17 protein-coding genes and 1 riboswitch are annotated in these 14779 nt (G+C 66.6%); of the genes, 10 read left to right on the top strand and 7 right to left on the bottom strand.

What is annotated here, in order from left to right:
* Positions 1 to 29 precede the first annotated feature (29 nt).
* Complete coding sequence (locus FMZ75_RS09325; RefSeq protein WP_108917874.1) at positions 30 to 632, top strand: TetR/AcrR family transcriptional regulator; 603 nt, start codon at positions 30 to 32, stop codon at positions 630 to 632.
* Between the two features lie 167 nt (positions 633 to 799).
* The gene (locus FMZ75_RS09320; protein ID WP_166142394.1) at positions 800 to 1510 is read left to right on the top strand and encodes a HisA/HisF-related TIM barrel protein; all 711 of its coding nucleotides are present in this window, start codon (positions 800 to 802) and stop codon (positions 1508 to 1510) included.
* Positions 1511 to 1953: 443 nt separating this feature from the next.
* On the opposite strand, the gene fae (FMZ75_RS09315) is transcribed toward FMZ75_RS09320, so the two are convergent.
* The 5 genes from fae (FMZ75_RS09315) to mch all read right to left on the bottom strand — a co-directional run bounded on the left by fae (FMZ75_RS09315) (position 1954) and on the right by mch (position 6184).
* Complete coding sequence (gene fae, locus FMZ75_RS09315) at positions 1954 to 2520, bottom strand: formaldehyde-activating enzyme (protein ID WP_108917872.1); 567 nt, start codon at positions 2518 to 2520, stop codon at positions 1954 to 1956.
* Positions 2521 to 2778: 258 nt separating this feature from the next.
* Entirely contained in the window at positions 2779 to 3288 is a 510-nt protein-coding gene (gene fae, locus FMZ75_RS09310; protein WP_108917871.1) for a formaldehyde-activating enzyme, read from the bottom strand.
* Positions 3289 to 3425: 137 nt separating this feature from the next.
* Entirely contained in the window at positions 3426 to 4289 is an 864-nt protein-coding gene (locus FMZ75_RS09305; RefSeq protein WP_166142392.1) for a triphosphoribosyl-dephospho-CoA synthase, read from the bottom strand.
* Positions 4282 to 5253: a RimK family alpha-L-glutamate ligase gene (locus tag FMZ75_RS09300; RefSeq protein WP_166142390.1), complete on the bottom strand. Its 972-nt coding sequence runs from the start codon at positions 5251 to 5253 to the stop codon at positions 4282 to 4284. The genes FMZ75_RS09305 and FMZ75_RS09300 overlap by 8 nt, the downstream gene beginning before the upstream one ends.
* Entirely contained in the window at positions 5207 to 6184 is a 978-nt protein-coding gene (gene mch, locus FMZ75_RS09295; protein WP_166142388.1) for a methenyltetrahydromethanopterin cyclohydrolase, read from the bottom strand. Before mch ends, FMZ75_RS09300 begins: the two co-directional genes overlap by 47 nt.
* A 409-nt stretch (positions 6185 to 6593) precedes the next feature.
* On the opposite strand from mch, the gene FMZ75_RS09290 reads away from it, so the two are divergent.
* The gene (locus FMZ75_RS09290) at positions 6594 to 6788 is read left to right on the top strand and encodes a hypothetical protein (protein WP_108917868.1); all 195 of its coding nucleotides are present in this window, start codon (positions 6594 to 6596) and stop codon (positions 6786 to 6788) included.
* 124 nt (positions 6789 to 6912) lie between these two features.
* Here FMZ75_RS09290 and FMZ75_RS09285 read toward each other — a convergent pair whose 3' ends face one another.
* A complete protein-coding gene (locus FMZ75_RS09285; RefSeq protein WP_166142386.1) occupies positions 6913 to 7530 on the bottom strand; it encodes an FMN-dependent NADH-azoreductase in 618 nt (205 codons plus the stop codon).
* Between the two features lie 77 nt (positions 7531 to 7607).
* On the opposite strand from FMZ75_RS09285, the gene FMZ75_RS09280 reads away from it, so the two are divergent.
* The 7 genes from FMZ75_RS09280 (at position 7608) to FMZ75_RS09250 (ending at position 13964) form a co-directional block, all read left to right on the top strand.
* Complete coding sequence (locus FMZ75_RS09280) at positions 7608 to 8018, top strand: helix-turn-helix domain-containing protein (RefSeq protein ID WP_108917866.1); 411 nt, start codon at positions 7608 to 7610, stop codon at positions 8016 to 8018.
* Between the two features lie 86 nt (positions 8019 to 8104).
* A complete protein-coding gene (locus FMZ75_RS09275) occupies positions 8105 to 10393 on the top strand; it encodes a YfhO family protein (protein ID WP_166142384.1) in 2289 nt (762 codons plus the stop codon).
* 55 nt (positions 10394 to 10448) lie between these two features.
* A riboswitch (TPP riboswitch) is annotated at positions 10449 to 10598 on the top strand.
* Between the two features lie 27 nt (positions 10599 to 10625).
* Complete coding sequence (locus tag FMZ75_RS09270) at positions 10626 to 11687, top strand: FAD-dependent oxidoreductase (RefSeq protein ID WP_166142382.1); 1062 nt, start codon at positions 10626 to 10628, stop codon at positions 11685 to 11687.
* Positions 11608 to 11805 carry a sulfur carrier protein ThiS gene (gene thiS / locus FMZ75_RS09265; protein WP_166142380.1) on the top strand — a complete coding sequence of 66 codons (198 nt, stop codon included), beginning with the start codon at positions 11608 to 11610 and terminating at the stop codon, positions 11803 to 11805. The genes FMZ75_RS09270 and thiS overlap by 80 nt, the downstream gene beginning before the upstream one ends.
* 53 nt (positions 11806 to 11858) lie before the next feature.
* Positions 11859 to 12083, top strand: coding sequence for an integrase (locus tag FMZ75_RS09260; RefSeq protein WP_166142378.1), 225 nt, complete (start codon positions 11859 to 11861; stop codon positions 12081 to 12083).
* Between the two features lie 44 nt (positions 12084 to 12127).
* Positions 12128 to 12922, top strand: coding sequence for a thiazole synthase (locus FMZ75_RS09255; RefSeq protein ID WP_142861873.1), 795 nt, complete (start codon positions 12128 to 12130; stop codon positions 12920 to 12922).
* Positions 12923 to 13316: 394 nt separating this feature from the next.
* Positions 13317 to 13964 carry a thiamine phosphate synthase gene (locus FMZ75_RS09250; protein WP_166142376.1) on the top strand — a complete coding sequence of 216 codons (648 nt, stop codon included), beginning with the start codon at positions 13317 to 13319 and terminating at the stop codon, positions 13962 to 13964.
* On the opposite strand, the gene FMZ75_RS09245 is transcribed toward FMZ75_RS09250, so the two are convergent.
* Positions 13930 to 14778, bottom strand: coding sequence for a quinoprotein dehydrogenase-associated SoxYZ-like carrier (locus FMZ75_RS09245; protein WP_166142374.1), 849 nt, complete (start codon positions 14776 to 14778; stop codon positions 13930 to 13932). The two genes, FMZ75_RS09250 and FMZ75_RS09245, sit on opposite strands and share 35 nt — an antisense overlap.
* Position 14779: the final 1 nt, after the last annotated feature.

Raw genomic sequence — 14779 nt, 5'->3', positions numbered from 1 at the left:
TATGTTTTCACTGGCAACTTCGAGGAGCCATGCAAGAGACATCCGAGCGCCCGTATCACCACGGCGATCTGAGACGGACGATTATCGAGACGGCGATGGACATGCTGGACGAGGAGCAGGGGTGGCAATTCACACTGCGAGAGGTCGCGCGTCGAGCTGGCGTAAGCCATGCCGCTCCCTATAAGCACTTTGCCGACAAGGGCGCCCTGCTCGCTGAAATGGCCATGCTCGGCTTCGACCGCCTCCGCGAACAACTGACGGCGGCCAGGCGCGGCGCCTTCGCCTCGCACCGCGAGGAGTTCTTAACTTTGGCGCACGCTTATGTCGGGTTCGGAACTTCCAGTCCGGCGCTCTACCGGCTGATGTTCGGCGCGGATGCGGGCAAGGCGCCGGACATCCACTCGGGCGAACGCGCGCTCGCCGCGTTCGGCGTCATGCTCGAAACGCTGGAGCGCAGCCAGAGGGAAGGCGTCTTGCGAAAACGGGCTATTCAAGGCCAAGCGACGACATGCTGGGCGCTGGTGCACGGGCTTACTATGCTTTCCATCGGCGGATTGCTCCGGCCGGAGAAAGTCGGACCGGACGCCATCGAGGCGGCGCTCGTTACCTTGCTCGAAGGTCTGGAGGAGTAACGGCCGCGCCACCTTTCTCGCTCACGGGAACAACCCAGTCGCCACGCATGAAGACCTCGATGTGCGATACGGAATTCACTCGAATGACGGCTCATGGCGCATCATGGAAATTCAAACCGCGACCCCGCCGGCGCTCGGGCGCCGGTCATCCCTTATAACGCGCCCTCATGCGGATCATCCCCGTCATCGACCTGAAAGCCGGCCATGTCGTGCGCGCCTTTCGCGGCGAGCGCGCCGCCTATGCGCCGATCGTCACGCCGCTCGCCGCCGGCAGCGCGCCGGAGGCGATCGTCGCGGGATTTCTGCGGCTCTTTGCTTTCGATACGATCTATATCGCCGATCTCGACGCCATAGAGCGATGCGGCGATCATGGCGCGGCGATCGAGGCGCTGGCGCGGCGCTTTCCGCAAATCCGTTTCTGGGTCGATAGTGGCGCCGAAAGCGCGCCCGGAGGCGCGCGGTCCGATGCGGCGCCTGGACCGCGAGCCTTCGGGCTCGCCAATCTCGCGCCCGTCATCGGCAGCGAAAGTCTCGCGCGGACTGTCGCGCCAGATCTCTCGCGGGAGACGGGGGCGATTCTCTCGCTCGATTTTCGCGGCGATGAATTTCTCGGCCCGCGCGCGCTTCTGGACGATCCGCAACTCTGGCCGCCGCGCATCATCGCCATGACTCTCGGGCGCGTCGGCGCCTTCGCCGGGCCGGACCTCGCGCTCTTGTCGTCCCTCACGCCTCGCGCGCGGGAGGTCTACGCCGCCGGCGGGCTGCGCGACACGCGCGATCTCGAGGCGCTGGCGCGCATCGGCGTCGCCGGCGTTCTCGTCGCCTCGGCGCTGCATGACGGGCGGCTGTCGGCGCAGGAGCTGCGTCGCGTCATGTGATGGGTTTTCGTCTGATCGCTCGGCGCGGAATCGCCGCTTCCTTCTCCCCGCTCGCGCCTATCGAATGCACATGCTCCTCGCCCCACGGCGTCCTGGCCGGGCTCGTCCCGGCCATCCACGCCAGCGCGCGCCGAGGCGTCGTAGAAGTTTGGCGTAACGCCGAAGCGCCGCCGGCGTCCGACATGGGATAGAACCCGTCGATGGTCGGCGCTTTCCTTTGGTCTCTCAGCTGCTCGGCGTGGATGGCCGGGACAAGCCCGGCCAAGACGGCTGCAGAGTTTCGCGATACTCGATCCGATAGCCGCTCGCTGGGAGAGCGGGAGCGCGCCGAGCCGATCAACGGAAACCGTATGAATGCGCCGTGCGGAAATGAGCGCCGCCAAAACAGAAAGAGGAGCCGCGGGCGGCGGCTCCTCTTTGATCGGTCGAAATATGTCCGCGCCTCACTCGGCGGCGGCGAAGGGGTGCTTGGCGGTCACGCGCTCGGAGAGGACGCGGGAGGCGCTCGGATCGCCCTTCATCGCGCGGGCGATGGCTTCCTTCGTGGCGCGATAGTTGAACTCCTGGATCTTCTGATCGTCATTGGCTTCCCAATGAATGAACACGCCGACCGAGATGAAGAGGTCCTCGGCCTGCTCGATCGGGATGATCCCCTCGGCGACGCTGTCGGCGACGGCCTTGGCGACGCCATATTGCGCCGGGCCGAACATCTGAACGGCCTGCTTGGCGTTCTTGATCGTCACCTTGTTGAAGAGAATGGTGTAGGGCTTGACCAGAAGGTTCGGCGCGACCACCGCGAGCAGGGTGGTGAAGCCGTCCTTGTTGTTGACCAGCGCATTGGCGAAGGCCGTCTCGGCGGAGCTGCCGCGCGGGCCCATCAGCAGGTCGATATGCGCGACCTCATTGCCCTCGCCGACGAGCGATTCGCCGACCAGCAGCTTCGGAGTCGAGGAGGAGGCGCCGGCCTTCGGAAAGAGAGCGCCGAGAATTTTGTCCAGTATCGAAGCCATATTCGATTTCCTTTCGGTCTGTTCGTCACGCCTTGGCGGCGTTGTTCTCGGCCTGCGCGAGGCCCCCCAATCTCGCTGCAACTTCCGTCAGGAAGCCGACTGGTGACGCGCCGACCGCGGATCGATTCGCTTCAATTCGAGTCGACGAAGAGGAGCCGCGAACGGCTCCTCGAAAATCCGGCGACGGAGCGCCGCATCGCAGCGAGACAGCGGCGCGCGGGATGCGCGCCGTCGCTCGCCGGCCGACCGAGCAAAAGCTCAGTTGGCGCCGAAAGGATGCTTGACGTCGTTGCGCTTGGCGACGACTTCGGCGGCCTTCGGCTCGCCCTTGACGGCGCGCGCGATGGCTTCCTTGGTGGCCTGATAGTTGTACTCCTGGATCTTCTTGTCGTCGTTCGCTTCCCAATGGATGAACACGCCGACCGAGATGAACAGGTCATCGGCCTCGGCGAGCGGGATCACGCCTTCGGCGACCGAATCGGCGACGGCCTTGGCGACGCCGGCCTGCGCCGGTCCGAACATCTGAACGGCCTGCTTGGCGTTCTTGATGGTGACCTTGTTGAAGAGGATCGTGTTCGGCTTGGCCAGCAGGTTCGGCGCAACGACGGCGAGCAGCGTGGTGAAGCCGTCCTTGTTGTTGACCAGCGCATTGGCGAAGGCGGTCTCGGCGGCGCTGCCGCGCGGTCCGATCAGCAGGTCGATGTGAGCGACTTCATTGCCTTCGCCGACGAGCGACTCGCCGACCAGGAGCTTGTTGATCACGGCCATGTTTCTTCCTTTCGATAAACTCGACTTGTCGCCCGCGCGGCTGCCGGCGCGGGCGCCTCCCCCATCTCTCCGGCGTCAGGCCGAAATGCGGCCGAGCCGGACGAGCCGGTCGCGAGACCATCTCGCGCGGCGCGAACTCAACCATTTTTGTGAACGTTCGGCAAGATGGCGAGCAGATAATCGACAAAAAGCGCGGCGACCGTCAGGTCCGCGCAGGCGCCCGGATTATAGCCGCTTTTTTTGAGAGAACGATCCAGTTCCAGCGCGATGCGGAACATGGAGTCTCTGTCGTCGACGGCGTCGATAAGAGAAGCCGCTTCTTGAAAGCGCGTCAAGGTCTCGCGCGCGACTTTTTCGCCGAATTTCCGCTGGATATGCGTATCGGGGAAATGTCGCGCGTAAGTCATGAAGAGAAGCAGGGTCGTGGTCTCTCTGTCATGGCCTCTCTCTCGCGCGCGCCGGATCGCCTCGCGGCCCATGCCGAAAATCTCGGAAAAGCCGTTGGCGTATTGCCTTGCGACGAGATCGCGATCGGCGGCGAGCGCCATGGCTTCGCGCAGGGAGACGCGCGCCGGGGCGGCGACATCGTGCTGCGGCGCGGCGCCGAGCCCGGCGGGGGAGGCGCGCACAATGGCGCGAAAGGCGAGATCGGCGTCGGAAGAATCGAGCGCTTGCAGCGTCTGTGCGAGTTTTTCGTCGAGAGAGCCTTCGCCCGCTCGTGAGGCGGCGTGAGCGAGCGGCGCGCATAAGAGAATAATGCCGAGATTGGTGTTGCAGCCGACGCGCGTCCAGGTCGCCTCCACGGCCTCCGATATGCGGGCGCCGACGCGCGCGCCGGGCGCGGAAATATGTGGCGCGGCGGCCTTCGCGCTGGCGATGAAATCCGCGGCCTCCATGCCATGGCCCGGCGCATAGATATGAACATTGCCGGGCTTGGGCGCGGCGAGCTCGTCCGCGCAGGCGGCGATGAAGGCGCTCGCGATTTGTTCCGCGTCAGCCATTGGCGCGGCGCGCGGCGGCGCCGATCGCCGCCATTATGTCGCCGGCGAGGCGCTCGGCGATCTGGAAAGGGGTCACGCTCTGCAGCCCGCTCCAGCCCGGCATACTATTGACCTCCAGCACCATGGGCAGGCCGTCCGCGCCGGCGATGATGTCGACGCCGGCGAAATCCGCGCCCAGCGCGGCGGCGGCGCGCAGCGCCAATTCGCGCTCGCGCGCGCTCGGCTCGCAGGCGCAAGGCTTTGCGCCCTGCCGGATATTGGTGATCCAGCGTCGCGAGCGCCGCCGCATCGCGCCGATGATCTCGCCATGGGAGACGAGAATGCGCATATCTTCGTACCAGACGTCCCGCGGCGGGACGAAGCGCTGCAGATAGAAGACGCCGCGCGCTTCCTCCGTCGTGGGCAGATCCTCCTCTCGGCGAACGAGCTTGAGGCCCCAGCCTTGCGCGCCGAACAGCGGCTTCAGCACCAGCGGCGCGCGCCCGCATTCGCTGCGGATGATGCGCAGCGCCTCGGCGCGCGAGCCGGTCACGAAAGTCGCGGGCGTCGGAATGCGCGCGGCGGCGAGCAGAAAGCTCGCCGCGGATTTGTCGGTGCAGCGCTCGATCGCACGCGCGCTATTGACCAGCGGAACGCCGAGCGCGCCGAGCGCGTGCAGCACGCCGAGCCGCAGCGTGACCGTCTCCAGCGAGCCGTCGCCGATCGCGCGCACGACGGCGGCGTCCGGCAGGCCGCCGTGAAAGCCCGGAATGGCGATGTGCTGCGGCCGCGTCGTGTCGATCTTGCAGGCGGAAAGCCGCACGGGAACGGCCCGCGCGCCATGGCGCGCGAAGCCCTTGATGAGGCGCTCGACATGCCAGTCGAGCTCGTCGGTGAAGATCGCGATGCGCGGCGCCCCCTCACGGGGGCGCGCGGGCTCAGCCGAAAGAGGCTTCGAGCAGTTTTTCGTCGATGGCTCCGCCACGGAAAGTCTCGCCTGTCTCCACTGCCGTCACGATCGCCTCGGCGGGCGAGAACAGGCTGGGGTCGATCTTGTAGAAGTCGCCCTTATACGCTTTGAAAATTTCCGCGAAAGGCCGTCCGTAGTCGCGCGAGGTCGAGCTCGGCAGTTTCTCGGCCAGCTCCTTGGCCGCCGCCGCCGATCCGCGCACGAAGAGATGAGCGCGGCCGGAATAGATGATCGCGTCGTTTGTGCGGCCCATGGCCGTGACGAAATCCGGGTGAGGCGGCGAGAGCGGCGCGGCGGCGATGCCGTCCACGATATGCTCGAGCGGGAATTTCAGCTCATGCGCCTTGTGCAGCGCCACCTCGAGCACGCGGCCGACGACCTGCACGCTGCCGGCGAGGCTCTGCGTCGGCGCATAGACGAAGGCGAGCTTGTCGGGCGAGACGCCGCAATCATTGGCGACCTTGGCCACGACGGCCTCCGGCGGCGGCGCGCCGGCCTCGAGCACGATGGTCGAGCGATCGGCGGAGTCCTTATAGGGGAGCTCCTGGAACAGCGCCTCCTTGCGCGCCAGCGAGCGGCCGGGGCCGGAGCCGAGCGCAAAGAATTTCTCATGGGAAAGGCTCCAGCCGGCATATTGGCTGGCGAGGCAGGCGACGACCGGGTCATTGCTGGAGACGGTGAGCCAGAAGGGCCAGTTCTTCTGGCCGGGCGCCGGCGAGAGCGTGACCTTGCCGAGGCCGCCGAGGCAGATCTCGGTGAGCAGAAGGCCGGCGTCTATGCCGCCCGCCACCTCGGCGCCGGCGTCGATCAGCAGCTCTCCGAGGCTTCCGCGCGAAACGGCGAGGCGATAGCGCTCCGCGCCCGCGACGAGCCTGTCGACGATCTCGCCCGCCAGCGCATTGACGCTCGCCGTGGCGCGCCCGCTCGTATCCAATGTCCCTGTCACGTCTTTTGTCCTCGATTGGGGACCGGCTCCCCGCGCCGGCCGAAATTGCGGCGCGACTTTACTAAGCTTTCGTCCCCGGCGAAAGCCGCGCCGGGCGAAAGGCCTGTCACTCCCCCGCGCGATCGGGTGAAGGAATAAACCCCTTTCCCTCGTCCTGAGGAGCCCGCAAAGCGGGCGTCTCGAAGGGCGGTCGAAGGAGAAATCAAAGGGCTCCACCACGCGGCCATCCTTCGAGACGCCGCCTACGGCGGCTCCTCAGGATGAGGGCCGGGGATTTTTTTATCCTTCACCCGATCGCCTCGCTGTCACTTCCCCGTCAAGAGACTCTCACGAGAGCATTACACGCGCCTGCTAGGAGAAGAGCCGTGATGCGGCGTCGAGGGCTCACCCTTCTCGAGGAGCAGCGCAAATGGCCGACAATATCGCGGAAAAGTCCGGCGAGGCCGGCAAGAAGGACAATTACACGGGCAAGCTGATCGTCGGCGGCATAGCGGCGGTCATCGGCGGCGTGGTGGGCTACGGCCTGCTGGGCGGCCCGGCCATTCTCGCCAGCGCAGTGGTTTTCGGTCTCATCGGAGCGGCGCTGGGCTCCGTGTTCGATTGATCGCGTCGGTTGCGTGTGGCGTCGCGAGTTGCCGCTTTTCCGGCGGTCGTGCGGAATTCTAGGACGTAGTCATTTCCCCTTCAGGTCGCGGCCCCACGTTCGCCCGTGGGGCCGTTTTTTTTGCTCAGGCGGCCGCCAAAGCGGCGATGTCGCGGCGGGCGGAAGCGAGCGCCTCCTCCTTCTGCGCCGGGCCGAGGCCGACGCCCTCGGCGCGGATGAAGGCGAAATCGGTGACGCCCAGATTGCCGAAGGTGGTGCGCAAATAGGCCTCCTGATGGTCCTGCGCCGAAAGCGTCTCATTCCCCGCATAGAGGCTGCCGCGCGTCGAGACGACGATGAGCCGCTTGCCGGTCACGAGGCCCTGAAGCCCGGCGGCCGTATAGGCGAAGGTCTTGCCGGGCACGACGAGATGGTCGATCCAGCCGCGAAGCTGCGTGGGAATGGAGAAATTATACATTGGCGCGCCGATCACGACGATATCGGCCGCGAGAAACTCCTCGAGAATGTCGCGGGCGGTGGACAGCTCGGCCCGCAGCGCGGCGTCCTCCGGCTCCGTCCCGGCCCCGCGAGCGAAAAAGAGAGCGCTGGAGAGCATGGGCGGCGCCGCGGCGGCGACGTCACGATAGGCGACCTCGAGGCCGGGGATGTCGCCGCGCAGCTTCTCCACCAGCTCGGCGGTGAGGCGGCGGCTGAGCGATTTTTCTCCCATAATGCTCGAATCGATGTGCAACAGGTGGGTCATGCGGCTCGCTCCTAGTATAAAGAGGTAACTTAGGCTAGGTTGCTCCCTGTCGCGACGGCGCGCAAGGAGGCACATTTTTGGAACGCGGTCACATTCATGTTCCTGCCCAATGCGGGCGTATTGCGGCCATTCTATCGCGCATCGGCGACAAATGGACCGTGCTGGTCGTCGAATCGCTCGGGAACGGGCCTTTGCGGTTCAACGAGCTGCGGCGGCGCATCGGCGGCATTTCGCAACGTATGCTGACGCTGACGCTGCGTGCGGCCGAGCGCGACGGCTTCGTGACGCGCACCGTCTTTCCGACCATCCCGCCCCGCGTCGATTACGAGCTGACGCCGCTCGGCCGCTCTCTGCGCGAGCCGCTGCATAGGCTGGGCGATTGGGCGCTCGAGAATGTCGAGACCATCGAGGAATCGCGGCGCCGTTTCGATGGCGAGGCGGAAAAGCAGGCCGCGGCGCCACGGCCGCAGCGCGCCGTCGGCGCGTGAGCGCGCCAGCGCGGCCTTCTCCTTTGCGCTTTTGAAAAAATCATGCGCAATGCCGCGTGATCGAGATTCGTCGGAGTGAGCCGAGAGTGACCGAGCGTCCGCAGACCACTGTTTCCTATGGCGCCGCTGCGCTCGTCTTTCTGGCGGCGGCGGTAGCTCTCGCTTTTCCGTGGCTGTCCGGCCGCGTCACCGTCCCCTGGGACGCCAAGGCGCATTTCCAGCCGCAATTCGCCTTTCTCGCCCATGCGCTGCATTCCGGCCAATCGCCCTTCTGGACGCCCAATGTCTTTGCCGGCTCGCCGCAGCTCGCCGATCCTCAATCGCTGATCTTCTCGCCCTTCTTCCTCATCGCGGCCTGGCTCGTTCCCGAGCCCTCTTTCGCGCTCGAGGATGCAATCGTCTTCGCGATGCTGGCGATGGGCGGGCTCGCCTTCATCGCCTATTTCCGCGACCGCAAATTTTCGGCGGAAGGCGCGCTGCTCTGCGCGCTCGCCTTCGCCTTCGGCGGCTCGGCCGCCTGGCGCATTCAGCATACGGGGCAGGTGATGAGCCTCGCCTGGTTCCCGGTGACGCTCTTTCTGCTCGCGCGCGCGCTCGATCGCCGCTCGGCGCAATGGGGCGCCTATGCCGGCGTGGCGGCGGCCTTTCTCGTGCTCGGCCGCGATCAGGTGGCCTTTCTCGAAGTGCTCGTCCTCTCGGCCTACGCCGTCTTCCGCGTCTTCTCGGACGATGCGAAGATTTCCACCGCCGTCGCGCCCCTCGCCGCCGGCGCGGTCTGCGGCGTCGCCGTCATCATCGTTCCGCTGGCGCTGACGATGGAGCTGGCGTCGCAATCCAATCGGCCGGCCATCGATCTCGAGGGCGCCCTGCGCGGCTCGCTGCATCCGGCGGCGCTGCTCACTTTCGTCTCGGCCAATCTCTTCGGCACGGATGGTCCGCTCGCGAATTTCTGGGGTCCGCCGGCGGCGGTCTTCGGCTCGCCGGATCTCTTCCTCGCGCGCAATATGTGCGACGTCTACATCGGCGCGCTGCCTCTGGTCTCGCTCATCGCTCTGACGCGCCACGGCCTGCCGTCCAATCGCGAGATAAGCTTTTTCACCGCCGCAGCGCTGGCGCTGCTGCTCTATGCGCTCGGCCGCTTCACGCCGGCCTTCGCGCTGATGTTCCATATTCCGGGAGTCGATCTCTTCCGCCGCCCGGCGGACGCGACCTTTCCGCTCTGCGCCGTGCTCGCCATTCTCGCCGGCTTCGGCCTCAATGTCGTCGCCAATGCGCCGAGCAAGCCGCCCTTGCGCTATCTCGCGGCGGCGCTGGGCGTGCTGTTCGCGCTCGCTCTTGCGCTCGCCTGGAGCAAGGATCATCTTTCCGCGGCGCTCCTGCCGCTCGCCGAGAGCGCCGGCTTTGCGGTGCTGGCCTTTCTCGTCATCGCCTTCGCGCCGCAGCTAGCCATGCGCCGCTATGCGCTGCTCGCCGCCGTCGGCGCGACGATGACGCTCGATCTCGCCTTCAACAACGGGCCCAATGAATCGACCGCGTTGCCGCCGCAGAATTTCGACGTGCTGCGCGCGGACACGCAAAACGACACGATCGCTCTCTTGCGCGCGCGTCTCGCCGCGACGGCGGCGCCGGATCGGCGCGACCGCGTCGAGCTCGCGGGCATAGATTTCCATTGGCCCAACGCTTCGCTGGTGCATGGCTTCGATCAGGAGTTCGGCTACAATCCGGTGCGCCTGCGCCTGCTCGAGGAGGCGACCGGCGTCGGCGATCATCTCGCTCTGCCCGATCAACGCGTCTTCTCCAAGCTCTATCCGTCCTATCGCTCGACGCTCGCCGATCTCATCGGCCTGCGCTTCATCGCGACCGGCGTTCCGATCGAGGAGATCGACAAGAATTTGAAGCCGGGCGATCTCGAATTCATCGCGCGCACCAAGGACGCCTATGTCTATGAGAACAAGCGCGCGTTGCCGCGCGTGCTGCTCGCGACCTGCGCCACGCGCGTCGATTTCGCGCAGATGATCGAGGATGGCGTGTGGCCCGATCTCGACTATCGCGCCAGCGTGCTCTTGGAGGAGCCGCCCGTCTGCCGCCATTCGCGCCCCGAGCCGGGAGAGGCGAGCGGCGCGCGCATCCGCTCCTACTCCAATACGGAGGTGGTCATCGACGCCGATGTTCCGCAGGGCGGCGGCTATGTGGTGCTGAACGATATTTTTCACCCGTCCTGGACGGCGCAGATCGACGGCGAGCCGGCGGAGATCATGCGCGCCAATGTGATGTTCCGCGCCGTCGCCGCGCCGCAGGGCAAGCATGAGGTGCGGTTCGTCTATCGGCCGTTTCTCAGCCTGTGGCGGCGGCTGACGGGGCGATCCGGGGGCTAGCCGGCGTCTAGCTGTTGCGGCCCCGCTTGACGCATCGCCATTCCTGCGCGACTCTCGCAACGCCCGGGGGAGCCTCGCCGTCGGCGCGCCCTGCGCGCGGCAAGAGGCTGAGAGGCCGAAGAGCTTTTTTTAAAAGAAAGCGGCTCGGCGACCCTTCGAACCTGATCCAGTTCGCGCTGGCGTAGGGAGGCCGCATGTTCCTGATTTTCCTCGGCCCTACCGGGTCGCATCGATGCTGATCGGCGTGATCGGCGCCGGCGTCGCCGGCCTGACTGCGGCTTTTGAGATCGCCCGCGCCGGCGCGCCCCATGGCGCCGAGGTCGAGCTGATCGAGAAAGCGGCGGGGCCCGGCCGCGGCTGCTCGCATTACGCCGGCGGCATGATCGCGCCCTGGTGCGAATTGGAGAGCGCCGAGCCCATTGTGGCGACGCTGGGCGAGGAGGCGCTCGCCTTCTGGACCAAGGACATTCCCGTCGCGAAAGTCGCCGGCAGCCTCGTCGTCGCGCCGCCGCGCGACCGCGCCGAGCTGACCGAATTCTCCCGCCGCACCCGGCGGTTCGAGCGGCTGGACGCGGACGCTCTCGCGGCGCTGGAGCCGGCGCTGGCCGGGCGCTTTTCGAGCGGGCTCTATTTTCGCGAGGAGGCGCATCTCGAGCCGCGGGCGGCGATGCGGGCGCTGTTCGAACGTTTGCAGACAATGGACAATGTCCGCATCCGGCTCTGCGCCGATTCGGTTCCGCAGGCGGATTGGATCGTCGATTGCCGCGGCTTCGCCGCGCGCGGCGAGCTGGCGGAGCTGCGCGGCGTCAAGGGCGAGATGCTGGCGCTGCGCAGCGAGGAGATCGAATTGTCCCGCCCCGTCCGCATGTTGCATCCGCGTCATCCGGTCTATGTGGTGCCGCGCGGGCAGGGCGTGTTCATGATCGGCGCGACGATGATCGAGAATGAGGAGCGCTCGCGCGTCACCGCGCGCTCCATCGTCGAGCTGGTCAATTCGGCTTTCGCCATTCATCCTGCTTTCGCCGAGGCGGAGATCGTCGAGACGGGCTCGGATGTGCGGCCCGCCTTCCCGGACAATCTGCCGCGCATTTCGCGCCAGGGCCGGACGCTCTATGTGAACGGGCTCTATCGGCATGGTTTTCTTCTGGCGCCGGCGCTGGCGCGTCGCGTCGCGCGTTTTCTCTTCGCGGGCGAGATCTTCCCGGAGGTCATGAATGCGAATCAGGGTGAATGGACAGACGCTCGAGGTCGAGGCGCCGACGCTGGAGTGCCTCATCGAGGAATTGGGCTTTAGCGAGCAGACCGTCGCCACGGCGGTCAACCAGGAATTCGTGCGCAGCAAGGATCGCGGCGAGACGCTGCTGGTCGAGGACGATACGATCGAGATCGTCACGCCGCGGCAGGGAGGGTGAGGGGATTGTCGAACTTGCTACCTCCTCCACGAACTCCATGTTAGGGTCGGCCCATGAGCACGATCGTCACGGAAATCTACGACGCCCTCCGAGAAGCCGGCGCGAGCGAGGAGAAAGCGCGCAAGGCTGCGGAAGTCGTCGCTAATTTCGACTCGAAGAACAGCGACGTTCAGCATGAGTTCGCTTTGCTGAAGGGCGAGTTCAGCACCGTGAAATGGATGCTCGCGACCAATATCACGCTCACGCTTCTGGTGCTCGGAAAGCTGTTCCTGCACTGATGGCCGATGCGGTTTCCGGTCGAGCCCCGAACCAGCCGAATGCGATGACTGCGTCTCTCCTCCTCTATGGCGAGGTCCTATCCTCCCGCTTCCTGCTGGGCACGGCGCGCTATCCTTCGCCCGCCATTCTCGCCGAGGCGATCCGCGCGGCGGGGGCGGAGATCGTCACCGTCTCGCTGCGGCGGGAGGCGGGGGGCTCGCGCGCGGGGGAGAGCTTTTGGCGGCTCATTCGCGAGCTCGGCGTGCGCGTATTGCCCAACACGGCCGGTTGCCGCACGGCCAAGGAGGCCGTCGCCACCGCGCAAATGGCGCGCGAGCTGTTCGGAACCAGCTGGATCAAGCTCGAGGTGATCGGCGAGGAGGACACGCTGCAACCGGACGTCTTCGGCCTGGTCGAGGCGGCGCGCATCCTCAGCGACGACGGCTTTTGCGTCTTTCCCTATACGACCGAGGATCTCGTCGTCGCGGAGAAACTGCTGGACGCCGGCTGCCGCGTGCTGATGCCCTGGGCGGCGCCGATCGGCTCCGGCCGCGGGATCAACAATCTCTTCGGTCTGCGGGCGCTGCGCGCGCATTTTCCCGATACGCCGCTCATCGTCGACGCCGGCCTCGGCGCGCCCTCGCAGGCGGCGGCGGTCATGGAGCTCGGCTTCGACGCGGCGCTGCTCAACACGGCGGTGGCGCGCGCCGGCGATCCCGTGGCCATGGCGCGGGCCTTCGCGCTCGCCATAGAGGCGGGCCGGGCGGCCTATCTCTCCGGCCTGATGGAGCCGCGCGACATGGCGGCGCCCTCGACGCCCGTGCTCGGTCGCGCCTTCGACGATGGACTCGAGGCATGAGCGCGCTTTCGTTTCCACCTCCCCCTGGAGGCTATCGGATTCACACATTGCGAAACACTACGGCCGTCATGGCCGGGCTTGTCCCGGCCATCCACGCCAAGCAGCCGCGACACCGAAGGAAAGCGCCAGCCATCGACGGATTACATCCCATGTCGGGCGCCGCCGGAGCTTCGGCGTCACGCCGAACTTCCAAGACGCCTCGGCGTCCTGGCGTGGATGGCCGGGACAAGCCCGGCCATGACGTCGCAGGGGGGAGGTCGAGCGCCGAAGGCGCTCGGGAGGGGGTGAGCCCCCGAAGCTCGGGGATTGCACCCCACCCCGTCCTGCTGCGCAGGCCGACCCTCCCCCTGAAGGGGAGGGTGGGGCGCGCCTCTCGATCGAGCGTCATCCCGTCATGAGCGCGCTTTTGCTCGATCCCTTCTATCTCATCGTCGATTCCGCCGATTGGCTGCCCCGGCTGTTGCCGCAGGGCGTGCGGCTCGTGCAATTGCGCGTCAAGGATCGCGCGGAGGCGGCGCTGCGCGAGGAGATCGCCCGCGCCCGCGATCTTTGCGCGGCCCATGGCGCGCTGCTCGTCGTCAATGATTATTGGCGGCTCGGCATCGATCTTTCCTGCGATTTCGTGCATCTCGGCCAAGGCGATCTCGATACGGCCGATATCGTCGCCATTCGCGCCCATGGAATAAGGCTCGGCGTCAGCACGCATGACGAGGCGGAGCTGGAGCGGGCGCTGGCGCTCGACCCGGATTATGTCGCGCTGGGGCCGATCTATCCGACGCTGCTGAAGCAAATGGCCTTCGCCCCGCAGGGCCTCGACAAGATCGGCCAATGGAAACGCCGCATCGGCGCGATTCCGCTCGTCGCCATAGGCGGGTTGACGCCGGAGCGCGCCCGCGCGGCGCTGGCTGCGGGGGCGGACAGCGCCTGCGTCGTCACCGACGTTCTGCGCGCCGCCGAGCCGGAGGCGCGGGCGCGGGAATGGGTGGAGGCGACGGACGAAAAGCGTCTCACGACGCCCCGCCGATCGGCCACTCCCCTTTGAACACATTGCCCTGATTGTCGCGCGCCTCGACGCGCATCACCTTGGCGCCATTGGGCTTGTAGACGAAGCGAAAGCTCGGATCCTCCGACAGGGAAATCCCGCCCTCCATGGAGAAGATCAGCGCCTCGCCCTGGCGCACCTCCACCTTGTCGACATAATGGGCGGGGAGATAGGCGCGGGTGATCGGGTCCATCTGCAATCCCGAATTATTGGGATGGCGGATCATGATCTGCGCCTCGCGCAGCGCGGGGGTCTCGCTCGTGAACTCGCGATATTTCATCTTGCCGAGATTGGCGGCGGCCTCGTCCTGATCCTTGATCGCTGGGGCCGAGCAGCCGCCGGACGCCTTCACGAATTTCGCCACCGAATGCAGCGCGCCATCGGCCGTTTGGCCGACGACATGCACATTGGTGTAGGAATTCACGCGCACGCGCGTCTCGATCTTCGTGACGCCGGCGCCCACGCCGAAGGAGAAGGCGGCGGCCATGGGCATGGGATTCTCGTCGATGACCAGCGTCGCCGCGCGCAGGCCCGGCTCGAGGAGCGTGATGGTCATCGGCACGATGGCGGCGTCCTCGGCCCGCTTCGGCGCATCGAGCGCGACGACGCCCTCATGCTCCTTTATCGCGCGGTCGTGAAAAATATCGGTGACGAGGCCCGGCCAGGGATCGATCTTGGGCTCCTGGGCCAGCGCCGCGCCGGCCCAAAAGAGGGCCGCCGCCGTCGCGACACGAAGGAGACCGGGCCGCGAGCCTCGAGGCTCGCTCTCATTCGGCGATTTGCGAGCCTGAAGGCTCGCGGTCCAAGGGCTCATC

It is taken from the genome of Methylosinus sp. RM1 (assembly GCF_011378635.1).
GTDB classification, from domain to species: domain Bacteria; phylum Pseudomonadota; class Alphaproteobacteria; order Rhizobiales; family Beijerinckiaceae; genus Methylosinus; species Methylosinus sporium.
This window is presented reverse-complemented; position numbering and strand designations above follow the sequence as displayed.